Here is an 18,684-nt window from a genome sequence, read left to right on the forward strand (position 1 = left end):
TCGGGCCGTGCCCGCCCGATTCGTGGGGCTGGTTCGAGGCGTCGGGCTGGTTCGAGGCTTGGGGCTGGTTCGAGGCTTGGGGCGAGTAGGGCGCGCGGGGTGGGCCCCACGGGCTCTGCGGGACGCTGGGAGCGCTCGGGGGCTGAGCCGGATACGGCTGCTGCGGAGCGGAGTGCGACTGGGCGGTGCGCGGTTCGTCCCGCGTGTCCTTCGAGTCCTCGGTCATTTCTCTCGTTTCTCCTCGAGTCTGCCGCCTAGTGTGGTGACGCCGACTGAGAGCGGACTGAGACCGCACTATCAGTTGTCCGAGACATCCGTGCCTGGACATCCGTGCCTGCCTCTCGCCATCCTAGGGTCGTCCCCGCGCGCCCTCCGAACCGGATTTACGCGTCCTCGGGCGGGGGATCACCCTCGCCCGGGAGCACGATACGGACCAGGGTGCCGCCACGCTCGGACGTTTCGATGACAATCGTCCCGCCGTGCTTGGTGACCACCTGTTTGACGATGGCGAGGCCCAATCCGGAGCCGGGCATGGATCGGGACGCGGTCGTTCGGTAGAAGCGCTCGAAAACGAGTTCCCTTTCGCCGGGCGGGATACCGGGACCGGCGTCGTCGACCGTGAGTTCGAGCAGGCCCAACGCGGTTTCGCGCATGGTGACCAGGACCGGTGCGTCCGCCGGATTCCACTTCGCCGCGTTGTCCAGCACATTGAGAATGGCCCGCTCCAGACCGGCCTCGTACCCGTAGACGAACCAGGGCCGCAACTCCGCGACGAACTCCAGACCGGTTCGCCGCCGACGCGCGCGTTCCAGCGCACGCTCGGCCACCTCGCCCAGATCGACTCGTTCGTAAACGTTCTCGGGGGCGTCCTCACGCGCCAGATCGACCAGATCTCCGACGAGATTCGACAATTCCTCGATCTGCGCGATCACATCGGACCGCAATTCGGCCATGTCCTGTTCGGAAATGGGCGGCGCGCCCGGGCGCTGTGAGGCGATCAGCAATTCCATATTGGTACGCAACGACGTGAGCGGCGTGCGCAATTCGTGCCCGGCATCGGCGACCAGTCGACGCTGCCGATCGCGCGATTCCGCGAGCGCGCGCAGCATCGTGTTGAAACTCTCGGTGAGCCGCGCCAATTCGTCGTCGCCGGTCACCGGAATAGGGGTGAGGTCGTCGGTGCGGGCCACTCGCTCGGTGGCGGCGGTCAGCCGGGCGACCGGACGCAAACCGGTGCGGCCCACGGCGGTTCCGGCCGCGGCGGCGACCACCACACCGCAGCCGCCGATCACGAACAACAGCCACGCCAGCCGGTCGAGCACGCGCCTGGTCGGCTGCAACCCCTGCGAAATAATCAGCGTCGCACCGCTTTTCATGCGTTCGGCGAGCACCCGCTGGTTGCCGTAGGTCCGCAGCGAGGAAGCCGACTTGCCGTGCGCGACCGCCAGCTCGGGCTCACCGATCGGCGGCAATGTCTGTTGCGGCGGCACATACGCCTGTTCCGGATCCGGGTAGATGAGCGCGACACCGACCTCTTTGGAGTACAGGCCCGCGAATTGCAGCACCGGCACCACACCGTAGGCATCGAAGTTCTTGTCGATCATCGCGCCGGCGCGGGCCCGCAGCTGATTGTCGACATCGGCGTACAGGGCGCGCGCCACCATGGCGTACGCGGCGATCGATGTCACCGCCACGGCCACGGCCACCACGGACGCCGCCAGCAGCGTCACCCGCCAGCGCAGCGAGACCGAGCGGGTCAGCGGCATCGGCGGGCGCAATTCGTGCGCGTCGGACCGGGGCCGCAGCCCGGCGACGACCGGTCGGCGCGGAACTGTCCTACCCACCACTACGGCACTCCTACGGCGGGGTCTCGCGCAGCACGTAGCCGACGCCGCGCACGGTGTGGATCAGCCGCGGTTCGTTCTCGGCCTCGGTCTTGCGGCGCAGATAACCGATGTACACCTCGAGCGCGTTACCCGAGGTCGGGAAATCGTAGCCCCACACCTCCTCGAGAATGCGGCTGCGGGTCAGCACCCGGCGCGGATTGGCCATCAGCATTTCCAGCAGCGAGAACTCGGTGCGGGTCAGACTGATCGAGCGCTCGCCGCGGGCGACCTCGCGGGTCACCGGGTCCAGCGACAGGTCGGCGAACCGCATCGCCTCCGACGATTCGACGCCCGAATCGGCGGCAGTGCGGCGCAGCAGGGCCCGCAAGCGTGCCAGCAACTCCTCCAGCGCGAACGGCTTGGGCAGATAGTCGTCGGCGCCCGCGTCCAGCCCGGCGACCCGCTCGGAGACCGAATCGCGGGCGGTCAGCACCAGAATCGGCAGATCGTCGCCGGTGCTGCGGAGCCGGCGGCACACCTCGAGCCCGTCCAGCCGCGGCATCATCACGTCGAGCACCAGGGCGTCGGGCCGCTGGACGCCGACCCGGTCCAGGGCATCGACCCCATCGACGGCCAGATCGACGGAGTAGCCGTTGAAGGTGAGCGATCGGCGAAGCGATTCGCGCACCGCCCGATCGTCATCGACTACCAGAATGCGCATAACCATCAGTCTGACCGTACCGACTGAGAGCCGACTGAGAAGCAAACGTGCGACACGCCGGGCCTTCCTGCGGCGATGCCCTACCGCCCGACCGATGGGTCATAGGTGAGCCATCACATGAGGTGCGAAACATATTGTGGTCAGCAATAATCGACCCGCGCGCGGGGAGAGTTCCGAATTGCCGTCGCCCCCTCCACGCGGTATGTTGCGTGCCGTAAAAGAAGACCTCCAGTTGGTTGTGCGCGGAATACGCCCCGAGCTTCGGCGGGCCTTGCGGTCGGTGCCGCGCCCGGACCGGAGGGCCATAAGCAAGCGGAGGCGACACGAGCGGGTATGGGCACAGCACCGCGGCCATGGCAGAGCAATCTGTCCAACCTGTCCGTGACGAGCAAGGTCGGCATCGTTCTGCTGCTGCCCGTCATCCTCGCCTCGGTTTTCGCTGTGCTGCGCATCAAGGACGAGCTGGCTACCATCTCGCAACTGAACACGGCCGGCGAGCAGGCGCGGATCATCCGGCCGATGCTGGAATACAGTTCGGCCGCCAACCAACTGGCGATCACCGCGGCCGGCGCCGGACCCGGTGATCGCGGCGCGAAGCCCACCCTCGACCAGGACGCCGCCCACTTCGACCAGTCGCTGGCCAATCTGCAAGCGGCACTGCAGGTATCGAAGACGGACAAGCGCGTCACCACCGCGATCAACAACGCGCTCGCCGCGGGCCGCGCGCTGCGCGAGAACCGCAACGGCACCTCGCCGATGCAGATCGGCAAGCAGGCCGACGAGGTCGCGACCCACATCGACACCGCCATCACCGCGCTGCCCACCCCCAAAGAGACCGCGATCGAGCGGTACTACGTGCAGATGGGCGTCATCGCCATCGCCCGGCAGATGTTCACCCAGGAGCAGCTGTGGATCATCAGCGGCGAACTCGGCGACAACCCCGCGCTGGTGTCGCAGGCACTGCTGTCCGCCGGTGGTGAGTCGGCCACGATTCATCAGTACGCCGCGGTCTATCCGGAGACGGCCGATCGGCCCGACGTGCTGCTCGCCGCGCTGCAGACCCGCGTCGACGCCCTGAATCAGAACGCGGTGGAACCCATCGAGGTGCCGGGTGTCGCGGACTCGCTGCGGACCAGTTCGGGTATCTACACCGACTCCACCAACCGGCTGGTCGACCTGATCGACACCAGTCTGCGCGACAGTCTCACAGCGGCCCGCGGGCAGGTGCTGCGAGACGTGGCGATCGTGGTCGTCACCCTGCTGGCGGGTCTGGCGCTGGCGCTGGCGGTGGCCCGTTCGCTGGTCGTGCCGGTGCGGCGGTTGCGGCGCGACGCCCTGCAGGTCGCCCACGAGGATTTGCCCGCCGAACTCGCGGTCGTGCGCCAGGGCGGCGCGACTCCCGAGATCGTCCCGGTCGACGTGCAGACCACCGAGGAGATCGGTCAGCTGGCCCGGGCCGTCGACGACATGCACCGCCAGGCGCTGCACCTCGCGGCCGAGCAGGCGCGCCTGCGCCTGCAGATCAGCAGCATGTTCGAGACCCTGTCGCGACGCAGCCAATCGCTGGTCGAACAGCAGCTGACCCTGATCGAGGATCTCGAGCGCGACGAGGACGACTCGGGTCGGCTGCAGAGTCTGTTCCGGCTCGACCACCTCGCCACCCGCATGCGCCGCAACGGCGACAACCTGCTGGTGCTGGCCGGTACCGCGCTGCGCCGCGGGCATCTGCCGCCGGTACCGCTGTCGGACATGCTGTGGAGTGCGGTCTCACAGGTGGAGGACTACCAGCGGGTCGAGATCGGTTCCGTGCCCGACGGCATCGTCGCCGGTGAACCGGCCGTCGACATCGAGCACCTGCTGGCCGAGCTGATCGACAACTCGCTGCGCTACTCGCCACCCAGCACCCCGGTGGCGGTGTCGGTGAACCGCGCGGTGGACGGCGGCTACCTGATCGAGATCACCGACCGCGGCCTGGGCATGTCCGGCGACGACCTGACCGCCATCAACGAGCGGCTGGCCTCCGGCGGTGAGGTCACCATCGAAACCGCCCGGCGCATGGGTCTTTTCGTCGTCGGCAGGCTCGCCAAGCGGCACACCATCACCGTCAGCCTGCGACGCACCTCGTCGATGTCGCACCAGTCGGGCATCACGGCCGGTGTGCATCTGCCGGGGTCGCTGGTATCGCCGGCGGTCGGCCCACCGCCGCTCACCGGCAGCTTCACCGCCCCGCCCGGTGCCGAGGACGAGCCCGCGAACGCCACGCAGCGCTTCCTGACCGCCGTGCCGTCCGCGGAGCCGTCGCCGTACGGCACCACCAGCGCCGGTCTGCCGCAACGCCGCGCGGCCGAGCCCGCGATCGAAGACGATGCCCACGACACCGCACCCGACGATCGCGAACCCGACTCGCACAACGGCTGGACCCCACCGACCACGGGCTCCTGGCACGCGGTGACGCCCGGCGGACCGGCCTTGAACATGTGGGCCGATCCCGACGACGAACCGGGCGAGCGCGACCGCGCCGAGGACCGCGCCTACGACGATTCCGAGGACGAGCCGGGGCTGACCACTCAGCAGACCGCCCTGCTCCCCCTGCAGACCATCGCCGCCGAGCCGTCCCGAACCGCGGACTTCGACGCGGACTCGGAGTTCCAGGCCGAGTCCGACTTCGATGCCGACTCGCAATCCGGCAGCGACCCGCGATTCGCCACGGGCCCGAATCTCAGGGCGGACACGGCATACGAGGCGGACACGGAGTACGGGACGGACTCGGAGTACGAGGCGGACACGGAGTTCCGGGCAGATTCGAACTCGCAAGCGGGCTCGGACTTCTCGGCCCCGGAATCCCGGGCGGACTCGAACTCCCCGGCGGGCTCAGGCTTGCGAGCACGCTCGAACTTCCAGACCAGCGCGCGGTTCGACGCGGACTCCCGATCCGACACGGCCCCACACACCGACACGGACTCGCCGCTCACCCCGAACTCGAAGTCCGCCACGGATTCGAAGCGCACCTCGGGATTCGCCTCTGGTTCGGGGTTCGCCACGGCTCCGCGCGAAGAGACATTCCCTCGGTTCGACAGCTCCCCGCGGATCGGCACCGGTTCGCAGCGGCAGGCGGAACCGCAAGCGGCCGAGACGTTTTCGCCCACGGCACCGGAACCGGCCGCCGGCCCGGCCACCCCGATCTACCAGCGCATGGTTTCGGAGTGGCTGGTCGAACCGTCGTCGAGTTCACCGGCCGGGATGTGGGCATCCCCGGCCGACGAGGGCTGGGCCGCCGCCGCGGACGCCAGCCAACCTGCCACCGCCGACCGGACCAGCGGTGGCCTGCCGATCCGGCGTCCGGGTGCGCAGCTGGTGCCGGGCGGACTGCCACCGGCGGAGGAACCGGGCGCTCCCGATCCCGAGGAGATCCGCAACAACTTGTCGAGGCATCTGAGTGGTGTCCGCAGCGGACGAGCAGATGCCCAGTACAACGATGACGGAGGCCTATCATGACCGACACCGAGCAGCCCATCGACGAGAATCTGAACTGGCTGGTCGCCCGCTTCACCCGGGAGGTCCCCGGCGTCTCCCACGCGGTGCTGGTGTCGGCCGACGGACTGCTGCAGGCCACCAGCCCGAACCTGCCCTCCGACCGCGCCGAGCAGCTGTCGGCGGTCACGGCCGGGCTGGCCAGCCTGTCGTCGGGCGCGGCGCAGCTGTTCAACGGCGGCAAGGTGATGCAGTCCGTGGTCGACATGCAGCGTGGCTACCTGCTGGTGATGAGCGTCGGCAACGGCTCGCATCTCGCCGTGCTGGCCAACAAGCAGCACGATATCGGCCGGATCGGTTACGAGATGGCGCTCCTGGTCGATCGGGTCGGGTCCGTGGTGCAGGCCAAGGCGCGAGCGGTCTAGCGAGCGCGATGTCCGATCTTTCCGGAGCCGGGCCCGGCCGGCCGACGACTCGGGTCCGCCCCTACGCGCTGACCGCCGGACGCACCCAGCCGGCGGTCGATCTGCCGATGGAGGCGGTCGTCGAGACGCTGCCGTACGCGAACCAGTTCGATTGGCCGGTCGGTGACGTCCGCACCGACATCCTGCGGCTCGGCGCCGCCCGCTTGTCCGTCGCCGAGATCGCCGCGCACCTCAACAGACCGCTCGGCATGGTCCGGGTGGTTATCGGCGATCTGGTTGTCGCCGGCATGCTGCGGGTGTATACCACGCTGAGCGACAATGCGAGCTTCGACGAGCGCCGATCCCTGATGGAGAGGACCCTGCGTGGACTTCGTGCCCTCTGACGCCCTACCCGATCCCCGCACCGCATCCACCAAGATCGTGGTGGCCGGTGGTTTCGGCGCGGGGAAAACCACCTTTGTCGGCGCGGTCTCGGAGATCGTGCCGCTGCGTACCGAGGCGATGGTGACCGGGGTCTCCGACGGCATCGACGACCTGTCGGCCACCCCGGGCAAGGAAACCACCACGGTCGCCATGGATTTCGGCCGCATCAAGCTGCCGGGCGACCTCACCCTGTACCTGTTCGGCACGCCGGGGCAGCGCCGGTTCTGGTTCATGTGGGACGACCTGATCCGCGGCGCCATCGGGTCGGTGGTGCTGGTGGACACCCGCCGTCTCGAGGACAGCTTCGCCGTGGTCGATTTCTTCGAGGCGCGCGAGCTGCCGTTCCTGGTGGCGGTCAACCGATTCCCCGACGCGCCACAGTTCCCGGCGAGCGAGTTGCGCGAGGCGCTGACCATCCGCGATGAGGTGCCGGTGGTCGACGTGGACGCCCGCAACGCCAACGAGGTGCGGCACGCCCTCGCGGCGGTGACCGAGTACGCCATCAAACGCCTCACCACGGCACAGCAACAGCAGACCGTCGGACAGGGCTGAGGGCTGCGGTGCACTACTTCTCGCTGGGGCAATGGGTGCTCGGCCTGTCGGTGGGCCTGTCGTTCGCCGGGGCGCTGGTGGGGCTGGCGTGTGTGCGGCAGTCGACGTTGTCGGTGACGGCGCGCTTCCGCCTGGTGTGGCTGACCGCGGCGGCCGCGTCGCTGGGCGGTGTGGGCACCTGGCTGGCGGTCTTCGTCACCATGCTCGGCGTCGAGGTCCCCGTCGGCGCCATCCGCTACGACGTGACCCGCATGGTGCTCGCGGCGATCCTCGCGGTGGCGGCGGTGCTGGCCGGGCTGCTGGTGCTGGGCCGGGCGGCCGATCCGCTCCGGCTGGCGGGCGGCGGCGTGGCCATGGGACTCGGGCTGGGGCTCATGCACTACCTCGGCATGGACGCCATCCGGGTGCAGGGCTCGGTACGGGTCAACATGGCCTCGACCGCCGGTTCTATCGTGCTGGCGGTGGTGATCTCGCTCGGCGTGCTGTGGACCATCTCGCGCTTCCGGTCGCTGCCCGTGCTGACCGGGGTGGCGCTGCTGTTCGCGGTGGCGGTCAGCGCGGTGCATTACGTCGGGCTGGCCGGGGTGCAGGTGCGGGTGGACCCGGCCGTGCTGCAACCGGCGGGCGAGGATCTGTTCAGCCTGTTCGTCCCGATCTTCGCGATCGGCACGCTGTCGCTGGCGATCCCGATCACCGCGATCCTGGTGGCACCCGACCGCAGCCGCTCGCCCCGGCCGACGGTGCCCACGCAGCAGGACAACGCGCCCGCCCGGGCGGTACCGCGCCGCCGCAGCCCCGAGCCGGTCGGCTGAAACGCGCTCCCACGGATACGGCAGCGGGCCGGATCGCCGCGACGGCGGTCCGGCCCGATTGCGTTGCGGCCCGATTGCGTTGCGGCCCAATTGCGTTGCGGCCCAATTCCGTTGCGGCACAGCCGATCAGCCCGCCGGGGGCGTGTTGATCCGGTTGAAGTACTCGACGGCGACGGCGATCCCGGCGACGCCGCCGACGGTCACCAGGCCCGCGGCCGCGCCCAGCGGAGCACCGAGCGCCGCGCCCGTCAGGCAGCCGCCGATCCAACCGGGGATGACCAGGAACGGGGTTCCGACGAGCGCGCCCAGCAGGCAGCCGCCCGCGAGGCCGATGACGGTGCCGACGAGCGTGCCGACGCCGGTGGCGAGAGCGAACTCGGTGCCGGCGTTGGACATCGCGTCGTCCATCTCCTCGCGGGAGGCGACGTCGTGCAGCATGGGCGCGGGGTGCGCCGCCGCGGGATCGACGCTCGGGGTCAAGGTGACCTCGTTGGCCCCGTCGGCCGCTGCGGCGATCGGATATTCCAAGCCGTCCCGCAAATAGCTCAGCGGAAATCCAGCAACCACGTTGCCGAGGTTGTCCCGAACTTGGAGCTGATTGTTATCGGTGGTCAGCGAACCGGCGTCGGTACGCACTACCACGGACTTGTCCACGACATCGGCGGTGTAGTGGATATCGGGGTTGCCGACGGTGGCGGGCTGGGCGTAAGACGTCCCGGCGCCGATTCCCATAGCCGCAATGACCAGCGCGGACGTTGCGGCGAACTTCCTGAACTTCATACCCTCGAACACTTTCTGCAGCAGGTGCGCCACCAACCTCCGGCGCGCAGGCCCCTTGGGAACCCGTCAGTAGGTTCACCCCAAGCTATTACGGATTCGTAACAGAATGTGTCAAAGAATCGACAGACGTCTCCAGGTGCGTAAAGAGACCGCAAAGGAATTCAGCAAACTCCCCGCTAGGGACCGGGGTCGATGTCCGATTCTTTCCGCTGTGAGTTGCGTTACCGCGGCGCCTCCCCGAGACCCGTTGTCGCCGAACCGAACCAGTCTGACCCGACCTCGCCCGGCACTACAGTGAGAGCCATGCGCTTCGGCTTGGACTATGCCGCCGGCAGGCCCGGGGGCCAGGCCATCCGCGCCGCTGGTTTCGACTTCGCGGTCCGCTACCTTTCCCCCGGCGGCCCGACGCTGCCCGGCAAACTCCTCACCACCGAGGAGGCGGCGGATCTGCGCGCCCACGAGGTTTCGATCGTCTCGAACTGGGAGACCACCGCCACCCGGATGCTCGATGGCTTCCAGGCCGGGGTCACCGACGCCCGCGCCGCCGTGGCCCAGGTGCTGCGGTGCGGCGGCCGCACCGACCGGCCCGTCTATTTCTCGGTCGACTTCGATGCCACACCCGCCCAACAGCTTCCGATCAACGCCTATCTCGACGGCGCGGCGACCGTGCTCGGGCGCGAATGGGTCGGCATCTACGGCGGATACTGGCCGGTGAGCCGGGCGCTGGACGCCGGCGCCGCGCGCTGGGCGTGGCAGACCGACGCCTGGTCGGGAAGCAATGTCGAAACCCGTCGGCACCTGCGTCAGACGCGGCGGCAGGTGGTGGTCGGCGGGGTGGTCTGCGACGTGAACGAGGCCGAGGCGGACGATTTCGGCCAATGGGATTTCGACCAGGAGGTAGGAGAGTTGACGCCGGAGCAGGACGCGATTCTGCGCGATATCCAGATCCAGCAGCGCGGTCCTGGGCTGGCCGGGTGGCCACAGCTGGGCACCGGCGCGGACGGCCGCAACCGGACGCTGGTCGACGGCGTGGCGGCGGCCTTGGCGCAGATCGCCGAATTGCGCACGGAGATCGGGGACTTGGAGGCGACGGTCGCGGAGCTGGAAAAGGAGATCGAGCGGCTGTCCGGACATCACTGGCCGTGGCCGCTGTCGCTGCTGCAGGGCCCGGCCGAACTGGTCGGAGACCAGCTGGCCCGGTTCGAGGCGCTGCTGGCCGATCTCCCGCTACCCGGCCGCGGCGAGGAGCGCCCACAGCACACGACCCAACCGGCAACGGGCGCAAAGCAATAGCGCGGGGCGTGCGAGACGCCTGCCCAACCGGGCCGAGAGTGGCGATGAGCGGGTTCTCCCGATTTCCCGGAAGAACCCGCCCTCGGGGACGAGCGTACCGGGGCAACGCCACGAAAGCATCACTTCGGCGCGACTTTTTCATCGCTCAAAAACGAACTACCAGTAGGTAATTCGCCGATCAGTTACCACAACGCAATCGCCGGACACACGGTCATACGACTGGTCACAGCTGTAACGACTGGACGGTATCGACCCGAATCGGCCAATACCCACCCCGGCGGGCACACTTCGAGTTATCGTCAGCTGGCACGAACACGACTCGCTCCCAAGGAGATTCCGATGGCCGTCACCGTGTCCCTCGACAAGGTCCTCGACAAAGCGTACGAGAACAAGGAACTGAAGGAAGTGCTCGCCGCACCGCCGTCGGCGCTGGCCGGGCTCACCGCGAGCCACGACGCCAAACTGCTCGAGGCGCTGGGCATCAAGACCGTCGCCGATCTGGCCGGCAACAAGTACTTCCGGCTCGCGGCCGCGCTCGCCGACCTCGCCGCGAAGGAAGGCTGAGCGCCGGGCAACCTCCCGGCACGAGTACCGCGGCCACCGTGATCATCGCGGTGGCCGCGGTCGTCTACTCCTACAGCCGCTCCGGGTCGAGCACACCGCGCCGCACCGCGGCCACCAGTCGCCGCGGCACCCGATAGGTGACGCCCCCGACACTGACCGGCACCAGGTCGGGCGGCGTCGCTTTCCAATTTGCTCGCCGGCTGCGGGTGTTCGCCCGCGACATCCGCCGCTTGGGAACCGCCACGACCTAGCCCTCCCCGCGTTCGGGTGCGGCGGACGGCGAACCGCCGCGTTGCCGCCGGCCGTACTTGCGCTCGAACTTCTCCACCCGGCCCTGGGTGTCCAGCACGCGGTTCGCGCCGGTCCAGAACGGGTGCGAGTCGGCGGTGACATCGACGGTGATCAGCGGATAGCTGTTGCCATCGGTCCACTCCGCGGTCCGGGTGCCGGTCGCGGTGGAACGGGTGAGGAAGCGTTTGCCGGTGCTCACGTCCTCGAAGATGACCGGATGGTAATCCGGATGGATTCCTGCCTTCATGGCCCTACCTTTCTGTCGCGCGCTGCTCGCCGGTCGGCGAGGCGCTGGATGCCGGGTCGGACTCGGTCCCGTCCGTGCACGGGTCCGCATGCCACTCGCCGAACGGGTCCTCCCACTGCGCCACCAATTCCGGCGCGCTGTGCACCAGCAGCAGTTCGGCGTCGTCGACCAGCGCCCAGTGCAGCGCGCGGCGAATCTCGTCGGCATCGCCGTCGCAGGTGAGGATGACCAGCGAGATGTCGCGGTCGCCGAACTGCTCGTCCCAGCGCAGCGCGGCCAGCGCCCGCCGGTCCGGGTCGGCGGCGGCCAGTTCGCGCGGTGACATCGCCGCCAGCCACGGCCCGGCCGAACCGACGCGCAGCCCGCCCCCGGCCGACTCCAGCCACACCACCTCGTCGGGCTGGGTGGCCAGCCAGATCCGGCCGCGCGCGGTGACCACGCCGTCGAACAGCACGTCCAGTGCCTCGTGCAGGCGGACGGGATGGAAGGGACGGTCGGTGGCGAACTCGATCAGGGTCACGCCGTGGTCGGTGTCCAGCGGCGGCTGCCCGCGCAGCAGCGGGGCGTGCGCGTCGAACAGGCGGCCGCGCCGGGAGTCCGCCGGGATCTCGGTGAGCAACGCCTCGATCCGCTCGGCATCCACCGCCTCCGGATCGTTCGCCCACACCCGCGGCGCCTGCGGCAGCAGCCGGTCCAGCACGGCGCTCAGCCGCGCCCGGTCGGCGTCGAGCGCGCCGTCCGCGCCCAGAACCACTGCGGCATCGGCGAATTCGACCTGGCCCACGGCGAGTTGCGCCACCGTCCGATCGTCGTCGGCGTCGGCCAGGCCGCGGTCGGCCAGGGTCTCCTCGCTCAGCGCGTCCGCCAGCCAGCCGCGCGCGTCCAAGCAGGTGACCACGGCCTCGACCCGCACATCGCGACCGGCCGGACCATCCACGCGGCCCACCACTCCGGCGACCGGAACATTCGCGATCGCATGGCACACCGCCTCCGCTTCGAACGCCGGATCCAGCGCGATCACGATGCGCCGTACCGAATCTCGCGCCGCCAACCGGCACAGCAGCGGCAGCAGATCCGCCCGCAGCGTGCAGGAAACGCACCCGTGCGCCAGCTCGTGCACGGTGCGGTGGTGAATCGTCTCTCCCGTCGGGTCCCCGAGCGGGAGGTAGGAGACGGTGCGGCGGACGATGCCCTCGTGCAGTTCGGTCAGGTCGTGCCGGACCACGACGGTGCCGGGCGTGTCCCGCAGCATCCGCGCCAGGTGATCCACGCCGGTCGTCGGCAGGCCGTCGAAACCGGCCAGCAGGACGACGGGCGTGCGGCGGTCGGGATGAGACAGCACCGGAACCCCTTTCGACAATGATTTTCATTTACCGCAGGCCCACGCTACAGTGTCGAGCGACTGTTGTCGAAAATGATTGTCATTGCGGTGTGGGCGACGGGTCCCGGCCCGGGAGCACCGCCATCGGATACAGGAGGCTCCTATGTCGGCTCACTGCCAGGTGACCGGTCGCAAGCCGGGATTCGGCAAGTCCGTCTCGCACTCGCATCGGCGGACCAACCGCCGCTGGGATCCCAATATCCAGCGCAAGACCTACCTCCTGCCCAGCGAGGGCCGCCGGATCACGCTGACCGTCTCGGCCAAGGGCATCAAGACCATCGACCGCGACGGCATCGAGGCGGTCGTCGCCCGGCTGCGCGCGCAAGGAGAGAAGATCTGATGGCCCGCAACGAGATCCGGCCGATCATCAAGCTGCGTTCCACCGCCGGCACCGGCTACACCTACGTCACCCGCAAGAACCGCCGCAACGACCCCGACCGCATGGTGATCCGTAAGTACGACCCGGTCATCCGCAAGCACGTCGACTTCCGCGAGGAGCGCTGACCAGTGGCGAAGAAGTCCAAGATCGCTCGTAACGAGCAGCGCGCCGTCGTGGTCGCCCGGTACGCCGAGCGGCGGGCGGAACTCAAGGAATTGATCCGCAAGCCCACGACTCCCGAACAACAGCGGGCCGCCGCGCGGGCCGCCCTGCAACGGCTGCCGCGCGATGCCAGTCCGGTACGATTGCGCAATCGGGACGCCACGGATGGACGCCCACGTGGTCATCTCCGGAAGTTCGGTCTCTCTCGCGTGCGTGTGCGCGAGCTGGCCCACCGGGGGGAGCTGCCCGGTGTGCACAAATCGAGCTGGTAGACCACCGCAGATCTCGTGCAGCTTGCGTACCCACGCCGGGCCCGGAACGCATGCCGAGAAAGGATACTGACATGGCCGTGAAGCGAGCACCGTCGAAGAAGGTCCGTGCCGAGCAGGCGCGCCGCCCGAAGAAGAATCCCCTCATCGCCGCCGGGGTCGAGATCGTCGACTACAAGGACGTGAACCTGCTGCGCACGTTCATCTCCGACCGCGGCAAGATCCGCAGCCGCCGCGTCACCGGACTGACCCCGCAGCAGCAGCGGCAGGTCGCCATCGCGGTCAAGAACGCGCGCGAGATGGCGCTGCTGCCGTTCACCAGCCGCTAGCCCGGCCGAACAATCAGAGTCCCACCCGAGCCCCCCGGTGTCGACGCGCCGGGGGGCTCGGGCTGCCCGCTAGGGTGAACGGCCATGAAACCGATCTCGGGACCACGTCGCCTCGCCGTCGCGGCCGCGGTGCTGTCGACCTTGGCCGCCGCGGCGTGCGGTGGCGCCGACAACGATGGCGCGCAAGCGGATACGAGCACCACCACCTCCTCGGGCCCGAGCACTCCCACCGAGCAGAGTCCGCCCCAGCCCGGCCGGATGTTCACCGCGAACCCGGCGATCACCGGCGCCCGGCCGATCCCGTTCGACAGTTGGAGCCGGGTCGCATCGGACCGCATCGCGGTCGACTTCCAGATCGGTTCGCCCGAGTGCTACGGCGTGGACGCGACCACCACCGAGACCGACAGCACGGTCACCGTCGAACTGCGCGCGGGCACGCTGCCGGAGGCAGCCGGTCGGATGTGCACGATGATCGCCGTGTTCGGCACGCTCGAGGTGCCGCTGAAACAACCGCTCGGTGATCGAAAAGTGCTCAGCGCCAGGTGAAAACGGCGAAAGCACAAATGCAAGAACAAATGAAGGTCTCACACAGAAGTTTCTTTGTGATGTACATCACTTCCTCGACCCGTGCTGCATTTATAGCGAAATGATCTGACACAATGGCCATGTGACCGGTGATACGTTCCCTGGCACAAGCCACCCTTACTCGCTCCCCGCCCCGGCTGGGATAGCGAAACCCGGGTGCCGGGATGAGGAAGGCCCGGTGGCTGGATGAGACGAAGCCCTGCGCGGAACGTGATTCCGTGCAGGGCTTCGGCTTTCGCGGGTGATCTCAGTGGGCGAAGTGCCGCGCGCCCGTCAGGTACATCGTCACACCGGCCTCGCGGCACGCGTCGATGGTCAACTGATCGCGCACCGAACCACCCGGCTGCACAATGGCTTTCACACCCGCCGCGATGAGCTGCTGGGGCCCGTCCGGGAACGGGAAGTAGGCGTCAGACGCCGCGACCGAGCCCTTGGCGCGATCACCGGCGCGCAGCACGGCCAGATGCACCGCGTCCACCCGGTTCACCTGTCCCATGCCCACACCCACCGAGGCGCCGTCGTGCGCCAGTAGGATCGCGTTCGACTTCACGGCTCGGCATGCGCGCCAAGCGAATTCGAGGTCGGCCAGCGTCGCCGCGTCGGCGGCCGCGCCCGCGGCCAGGGTCCAGTTGGCCGGGTCGTCGCCCTCGGCGTCGACGATGTCGGACTGCTGCAGCAGCGCGCCGCCGCTGATCGGCCGCAGCTCGACGCCGCCGCGCCGCGGCTCCCCCGCCACCAGGATGCGCACATTCTTCTTGCGCTGCAACACTTCCACCGCGCCGTCGGCGTAGGCCGGGGCCACGATCACCTCGGTGAAGATCTCGGCGACCTGCTCGGCCATCGCCACGGTCACCTCCCGGTTGGCCGCGATGACACCGCCGAACGCGCTGACCGGGTCGCAGGCGTGCGCCTTGCGGTGCGCCTCGGCGATATCGGCGCCGACCGCGATGCCACAGGGGTTGGCGTGCTTGACGATAGCCACCGCGGCGGCGCTGTGATCCCACGCCGCTCGCCAGGCGGCGTCGGCGTCGGTGTAGTTGTTGTACGACATCTCCTTGCCGTGCAACTGCGTCGCCTGCGCCAGCCCGGTGCGCCCGTCGTTGTTCGCGTACAGCGCGGCGGACTGGTGCGGGTTCTCGCCGTAGCGCAGCACCGCCTCGCGGGTCCAGGTGCCGCCCACCCAGCCCGGAAACTGCTGCGCGGCAGCGGGATCGGCCGAGAGCACACTCGTCATCCAGCTCGCCACCGCCACGTCGTAACTCGCGGTGTGCTGGAATGCCTTGGCTGCCAACGCGGTTCGATCGGCGAGGGTGAAGCCGCCGGACTTCACCGCGGCCAGCACGTCGTCGTAGTCACCGGTGTCGACGACCACGGCCACCGACGGGTGGTTCTTGGCCGCCGCGCGCACCATGGACGGGCCGCCGATGTCGATCTGCTCGACGCATTCGTCGGCGGTGGCGCCACTGGCCACGGTCTCGGTGAACGGGTAGAGGTTCACCACCACCAGTTCGAACGCCTCGACCCCGAGTTCGGTCAGCTGGTCGGCGTGCTCCTGCTTGCGCAGGTCGGCCAGGATGCCGGCGTGCACCCGCGGATGCAGCGTCTTGACCCGGCCGTCCAGGGTTTCCGGAAATCCGGTCAGGTCCTCCACCTTGGTCACCGGGATACCGGCGTCGGCGATGCACGCCGCGGTCGAGCCCGTCGACACCAGTTCCACGCCGGCGGCGTGCAACCCGGTGGCGAGTTCGACCAGTCCCGTCTTGTCGTAGACGCTGACCAGCGCCCTGTTGATCGGCTTGCGCTCACTCACCGGAGAACTCGCTCATCTGGGATAACTGCCTTTCGTCCATCGGAGACAATGCCTCGGGTCGCGACGGCGGCCACCACCTCGGCCAGCAACCGTCGCTCCACCACCTTGATCCGCTCGTGCAGGGTCGTCTCGTCGTCGCCGGGCAGCACCGGCACCGCCTCCTGCGCCAGGATCGGCCCCGTGTCGACACCGGCGTCGACCAGGTGGACGGTGGAACCGGTCACCCGCACCCCGTAGGCCAGCGCGTCGCGCACCCCGTGCGCGCCGGGGAAGGACGGCAGCAGCGCGGGATGGGTATTGATGGTCCGGCCGCCGAAGCGTTCCAGGAACGCCGGGCCGAAGATCTTCATGAAACCGGCCGACACCACCAGATCGGGTTCGTACGCCGCGACCGCCGCGGTCAGCGCCACGTCCCAGGCCGCGCGATCGGGATGGTCGGCGACGGCGACCCGGAAATGCGGGATTCCGGCGGCTTCGGCGTGTTCGGTTGCGGCACAGGCCCGGTCGACGCCGACGGCGATCACACGCGCGGGGTAGTCCGGTTGGCCGGTGGCCTCGACGAGCGACCGCAGCAGCGACCCGGCGCCCGAGGCGAGTACGACGACGGTCGCGGGCGCCGTCGGAGGCACCAGGCGGGCGGGCGGGGTCGTCAGCGCTCTACTCCCTGCGTGTCGGGGGCTACAGGAGGCGGCGGCAACGAAGTACCACCGCGGTAGAGCCTAACGACCGTCGGTTCGGCGGCTTTCGGGCAGGTCCGCCTCTACCACTTCGGCGTCCAGAATGTCGGCCGTTTCGTCGGCGAAGCCGGCGCCGGGACCGAACCGGCCGCCCAGCGCGCGCTGCTCCTCGACCAGTTCGCCCTCGACCACCTCGGCATCGCCGCGGTAACCGGCGTACCGGTCGCCGCCGTACCCGGCCCCGCGCTCGTCGTAGGCGTAGCTCTCGGCGTAACCGTCGGCGTAGTCGTCCTCGGCATAGCTGTCGTCGGCATAGCTGTCGTCGGCCGCGTAATCGTCGTATCCGAACGCCGACGGCGCGATGTCCGGCCGGAACCGCCGCGCGTAGCACAGGGCGGCATACCCGGGAATCGCCAGCCACGCGAAGAACAGCACGGTCGCCGGGAGCAGGGCGGGGCCGAGGTAGCCGAACGACCCGACCACACCTCCCGCCAGACCGCCGAAGACGACGGCCAGCAGGGCGGCCAGCCCCGCCGCCGTCAGCGTCGCCCACGGCGCCCGCGCCTCATCGTAAGAGCTTCGGGCACAGTCGATTCCGTTCAGCACGCCGAGTACCAGCGGGACGACCAGCAGCACCGGCCACCATCCGGCGGCGGGGCCGGACGGTACCGCGGCCAGAACCGGCAGGCCCGGCACCGGCGCACCGGAGACGGTGAAGACGCTCAGTCCGCCCGCGCCGATATGCGCCTGCGCGCCGAGCAGCACGGCCGCCGAGCCGATCACCACATTCGGCAGATACGCCACCGACAGCAGCGTCAGACCCAGCACACCGGCCACGTTGCCCGCGGCGTCGTAGGTGTCGCCGATGCGCGACCAGTGCGCGAGGAACGAGAGCAGCGTGAGCGCGGTCGCCACCACCAGCAGCCGCCCGCCCGCCCGCAGCGCCGCCCGAGCGCCCGGCGCCACCCACTCCGGCAGATAGGCGAAGGCCAACTCGCGCAAGGGATTCGGCCGACTCGCGATACCGGCCACCGCGGCGACCAGATGCAGCCCGAGCACCCACCCGAACGCCGCGAGGGTCGCGGGCGGCTGCAGCGCCACGACGGCCGATGCGTCCTCGGCCACGGCCAGGCAGACCGCGGTGATCAACAGCGGCCCGGCCAGCGCGGCACCGACGATCCAGCCCAGATCGGCGCGCGAGGCGTCGGGCTCCACCGCCCGGGCGCAGTCCCGCGCGACCGACCACAGCATCAGCGCGGTCGGCAGCAGCGGCAGCAGTCCCAGCGATGTCTTGCCGATCACCAGCGGAACCTGGTGCACGCCCAGCCAGCCTGCGGCGATCGCCCCGGAGGCGCCGGTCATACCGCTGTCGGCCGCCCACAACGTGACCAGGACCAGCACCACCACGGTGACCATCGTGAAGCTGGCCGTGCGGGCGGCGATGAACAGCAGGATCTTGGCCCGCTCCGGGCTCAGCGAGAGAAAGACGGTGTCCTCGGGCGGCGTGCGGGACGGCGACGATCTCATGACACCACCTTGCCGGACGCTCGGCCTCGAACGACCGGCCACGGCCGCGCGCCACGGCCACCGGACAACTCGCTCACAAGGATTCAGCGTGACAGCTCGAAACGCGTCGGCGAGTCAGGCGCGCCGGATACGGCACGGCCCGACTCGCCGATACGCGTTG

21 protein-coding genes are annotated in these 18,684 nt (G+C 69.4%); 12 read left to right on the top strand and 9 right to left on the bottom strand.

Annotated features, from left to right (window positions below):
- Positions 1-383 precede the first annotated feature (383 nt).
- Positions 384-1,766, bottom strand: a complete 1,383-nt coding sequence (locus NWFMUON74_RS31225) for a HAMP domain-containing sensor histidine kinase (RefSeq protein ID WP_187689534.1) — start codon at positions 1,764-1,766, stop codon at positions 384-386.
- 91 nt (positions 1,767-1,857) lie between these two features.
- The gene (locus NWFMUON74_RS31230; protein ID WP_187685297.1) at positions 1,858-2,547 is read right to left on the bottom strand and encodes a response regulator transcription factor; all 690 of its coding nucleotides are present in this window, start codon (positions 2,545-2,547) and stop codon (positions 1,858-1,860) included.
- Positions 2,548-2,880: 333 nt separating this feature from the next.
- Between NWFMUON74_RS31230 and NWFMUON74_RS36435 the strand changes: the two genes are divergently transcribed.
- The 5 genes from NWFMUON74_RS36435 to NWFMUON74_RS31260 are packed head-to-tail and all read left to right on the top strand — an operon-like array spanning position 2,881 to position 8,230.
- The gene (locus tag NWFMUON74_RS36435) at positions 2,881-6,042 is read left to right on the top strand and encodes an ATP-binding protein (RefSeq protein WP_232110698.1); all 3,162 of its coding nucleotides are present in this window, start codon (positions 2,881-2,883) and stop codon (positions 6,040-6,042) included.
- Positions 6,039-6,443, top strand: coding sequence for a roadblock/LC7 domain-containing protein (locus NWFMUON74_RS31245; RefSeq protein WP_187685298.1), 405 nt, complete (start codon positions 6,039-6,041; stop codon positions 6,441-6,443). Before NWFMUON74_RS36435 ends, NWFMUON74_RS31245 begins: the two co-directional genes overlap by 4 nt.
- Before the next feature lie 8 nt (positions 6,444-6,451).
- A complete protein-coding gene (locus NWFMUON74_RS31250; RefSeq protein WP_187685299.1) occupies positions 6,452-6,826 on the top strand; it encodes a DUF742 domain-containing protein in 375 nt (124 codons plus the stop codon).
- Entirely contained in the window at positions 6,807-7,418 is a 612-nt protein-coding gene (locus NWFMUON74_RS31255; RefSeq protein WP_425300387.1) for a GTP-binding protein, read from the top strand. The genes NWFMUON74_RS31250 and NWFMUON74_RS31255 overlap by 20 nt, the downstream gene beginning before the upstream one ends.
- 8 nt (positions 7,419-7,426) lie before the next feature.
- Positions 7,427-8,230, top strand: coding sequence for an MHYT domain-containing protein (locus tag NWFMUON74_RS31260; RefSeq protein ID WP_187685300.1), 804 nt, complete (start codon positions 7,427-7,429; stop codon positions 8,228-8,230).
- A gap of 126 nt (positions 8,231-8,356) precedes the next feature.
- On the opposite strand, the gene NWFMUON74_RS31265 is transcribed toward NWFMUON74_RS31260, so the two are convergent.
- Entirely contained in the window at positions 8,357-9,010 is a 654-nt protein-coding gene (locus tag NWFMUON74_RS31265) for a DUF8020 domain-containing protein (protein ID WP_187685301.1), read from the bottom strand.
- A 303-nt stretch (positions 9,011-9,313) separates the two neighbouring features.
- Here NWFMUON74_RS31265 and NWFMUON74_RS31270 point away from each other — a divergent pair, with 303 nt between their 5' ends.
- Together NWFMUON74_RS31270 and NWFMUON74_RS31275 are read left to right on the top strand one after the other, a co-directional pair.
- The gene (locus NWFMUON74_RS31270; protein ID WP_187685302.1) at positions 9,314-10,303 is read left to right on the top strand and encodes a glycoside hydrolase domain-containing protein; all 990 of its coding nucleotides are present in this window, start codon (positions 9,314-9,316) and stop codon (positions 10,301-10,303) included.
- A gap of 339 nt (positions 10,304-10,642) precedes the next feature.
- Positions 10,643-10,867: a hypothetical protein gene (locus NWFMUON74_RS31275; RefSeq protein ID WP_187685303.1), complete on the top strand. Its 225-nt coding sequence runs from the start codon at positions 10,643-10,645 to the stop codon at positions 10,865-10,867.
- A 70-nt stretch (positions 10,868-10,937) separates the two neighbouring features.
- Here the strand turns inward: NWFMUON74_RS31275 and rpmF are convergent, their stop codons facing one another.
- Genes rpmF through mrf form a run of 3 tightly spaced genes read right to left on the bottom strand, consistent with a single transcriptional unit; the run spans position 10,938 to position 12,747 of the window.
- Positions 10,938-11,111, bottom strand: coding sequence for a 50S ribosomal protein L32 (rpmF, locus tag NWFMUON74_RS31280; RefSeq protein ID WP_187685304.1), 174 nt, complete (start codon positions 11,109-11,111; stop codon positions 10,938-10,940).
- Between the two features lie 3 nt (positions 11,112-11,114).
- Positions 11,115-11,405 carry a type B 50S ribosomal protein L31 gene (locus NWFMUON74_RS31285; RefSeq protein ID WP_187685305.1) on the bottom strand — a complete coding sequence of 97 codons (291 nt, stop codon included), beginning with the start codon at positions 11,403-11,405 and terminating at the stop codon, positions 11,115-11,117.
- A gap of 4 nt (positions 11,406-11,409) precedes the next feature.
- Positions 11,410-12,747 (bottom strand): ribosome hibernation factor-recruiting GTPase MRF, encoded by a 1,338-nt coding sequence (gene mrf / locus NWFMUON74_RS31290; protein ID WP_232110699.1) that lies wholly within the window; start codon positions 12,745-12,747, stop codon positions 11,410-11,412.
- Positions 12,748-12,889: 142 nt separating this feature from the next.
- Between mrf and rpmB the strand changes: the two genes are divergently transcribed.
- The 5 genes from rpmB to NWFMUON74_RS31315 all read left to right on the top strand — a co-directional run bounded on the left by rpmB (position 12,890) and on the right by NWFMUON74_RS31315 (position 14,471).
- Positions 12,890-13,126, top strand: coding sequence for a 50S ribosomal protein L28 (rpmB, locus tag NWFMUON74_RS31295; RefSeq protein ID WP_187685306.1), 237 nt, complete (start codon positions 12,890-12,892; stop codon positions 13,124-13,126).
- Entirely contained in the window at positions 13,126-13,290 is a 165-nt protein-coding gene (gene rpmG / locus NWFMUON74_RS31300) for a 50S ribosomal protein L33 (protein WP_187685307.1), read from the top strand. Before rpmB ends, rpmG begins: the two co-directional genes overlap by 1 nt.
- Before the next feature lie 3 nt (positions 13,291-13,293).
- The gene (gene rpsN, locus NWFMUON74_RS31305) at positions 13,294-13,599 is read left to right on the top strand and encodes a 30S ribosomal protein S14 (protein WP_187685308.1); all 306 of its coding nucleotides are present in this window, start codon (positions 13,294-13,296) and stop codon (positions 13,597-13,599) included.
- A 71-nt stretch (positions 13,600-13,670) separates the two neighbouring features.
- Positions 13,671-13,925: a 30S ribosomal protein S18 gene (rpsR, locus tag NWFMUON74_RS31310; RefSeq protein WP_187685309.1), complete on the top strand. Its 255-nt coding sequence runs from the start codon at positions 13,671-13,673 to the stop codon at positions 13,923-13,925.
- 84 nt (positions 13,926-14,009) lie between these two features.
- The gene (locus NWFMUON74_RS31315) at positions 14,010-14,471 is read left to right on the top strand and encodes a hypothetical protein (RefSeq protein ID WP_187685310.1); all 462 of its coding nucleotides are present in this window, start codon (positions 14,010-14,012) and stop codon (positions 14,469-14,471) included.
- Between the two features lie 286 nt (positions 14,472-14,757).
- On the opposite strand, the gene purH is transcribed toward NWFMUON74_RS31315, so the two are convergent.
- From purH to NWFMUON74_RS31330, 3 genes are all read right to left on the bottom strand, one after another.
- Complete coding sequence (purH, locus tag NWFMUON74_RS31320; protein WP_187685311.1) at positions 14,758-16,320, bottom strand: bifunctional phosphoribosylaminoimidazolecarboxamide formyltransferase/IMP cyclohydrolase; 1,563 nt, start codon at positions 16,318-16,320, stop codon at positions 14,758-14,760.
- Positions 16,317-16,949: a phosphoribosylglycinamide formyltransferase gene (purN, locus tag NWFMUON74_RS31325; RefSeq protein ID WP_187685312.1), complete on the bottom strand. Its 633-nt coding sequence runs from the start codon at positions 16,947-16,949 to the stop codon at positions 16,317-16,319. The genes purH and purN overlap by 4 nt, the downstream gene beginning before the upstream one ends.
- A 90-nt stretch (positions 16,950-17,039) precedes the next feature.
- Positions 17,040-18,524 carry a cell division protein PerM gene (locus NWFMUON74_RS31330; protein ID WP_187685313.1) on the bottom strand — a complete coding sequence of 495 codons (1,485 nt, stop codon included), beginning with the start codon at positions 18,522-18,524 and terminating at the stop codon, positions 17,040-17,042.
- Positions 18,525-18,684: the final 160 nt, after the last annotated feature.

This window comes from Nocardia wallacei, assembly GCF_014466955.1.
GTDB lineage: Bacteria > Actinomycetota > Actinomycetes > Mycobacteriales > Mycobacteriaceae > Nocardia > Nocardia wallacei.

Bases quoted from the DNA above. Each gene is read 5' to 3' on its own strand.
- NWFMUON74_RS31225 (WP_187689534.1), bottom strand. From the start codon at position 1,766: ATGCCGCTGACCCGCTCGGTCTCGCTGCGCTGGCGGGTGACGCTGCTG.
- NWFMUON74_RS31230 (WP_187685297.1), bottom strand. From the start codon at position 2,547: ATGCGCATTCTGGTAGTCGATGACGATCGGGCGGTGCGCGAATCGCTT.
- NWFMUON74_RS36435 (WP_232110698.1), top strand. From the start codon at position 2,881: ATGGGCACAGCACCGCGGCCATGGCAGAGCAATCTGTCCAACCTGTCC.
- NWFMUON74_RS31245 (WP_187685298.1), top strand. From the start codon at position 6,039: ATGACCGACACCGAGCAGCCCATCGACGAGAATCTGAACTGGCTGGTC.
- NWFMUON74_RS31250 (WP_187685299.1), top strand. From the start codon at position 6,452: ATGTCCGATCTTTCCGGAGCCGGGCCCGGCCGGCCGACGACTCGGGTC.
- NWFMUON74_RS31265 (WP_187685301.1), bottom strand. From the start codon at position 9,010: ATGAAGTTCAGGAAGTTCGCCGCAACGTCCGCGCTGGTCATTGCGGCT.
- NWFMUON74_RS31270 (WP_187685302.1), top strand. From the start codon at position 9,314: ATGCGCTTCGGCTTGGACTATGCCGCCGGCAGGCCCGGGGGCCAGGCC.
- NWFMUON74_RS31275 (WP_187685303.1), top strand. From the start codon at position 10,643: ATGGCCGTCACCGTGTCCCTCGACAAGGTCCTCGACAAAGCGTACGAG.
- NWFMUON74_RS31285 (WP_187685305.1), bottom strand. From the start codon at position 11,405: ATGAAGGCAGGAATCCATCCGGATTACCATCCGGTCATCTTCGAGGAC.
- rpmB (WP_187685306.1), top strand. From the start codon at position 12,890: ATGTCGGCTCACTGCCAGGTGACCGGTCGCAAGCCGGGATTCGGCAAG.
- rpmG (WP_187685307.1), top strand. From the start codon at position 13,126: ATGGCCCGCAACGAGATCCGGCCGATCATCAAGCTGCGTTCCACCGCC.
- rpsR (WP_187685309.1), top strand. From the start codon at position 13,671: ATGGCCGTGAAGCGAGCACCGTCGAAGAAGGTCCGTGCCGAGCAGGCG.
- NWFMUON74_RS31315 (WP_187685310.1), top strand. From the start codon at position 14,010: ATGAAACCGATCTCGGGACCACGTCGCCTCGCCGTCGCGGCCGCGGTG.
- NWFMUON74_RS31330 (WP_187685313.1), bottom strand. From the start codon at position 18,524: ATGAGATCGTCGCCGTCCCGCACGCCGCCCGAGGACACCGTCTTTCTC.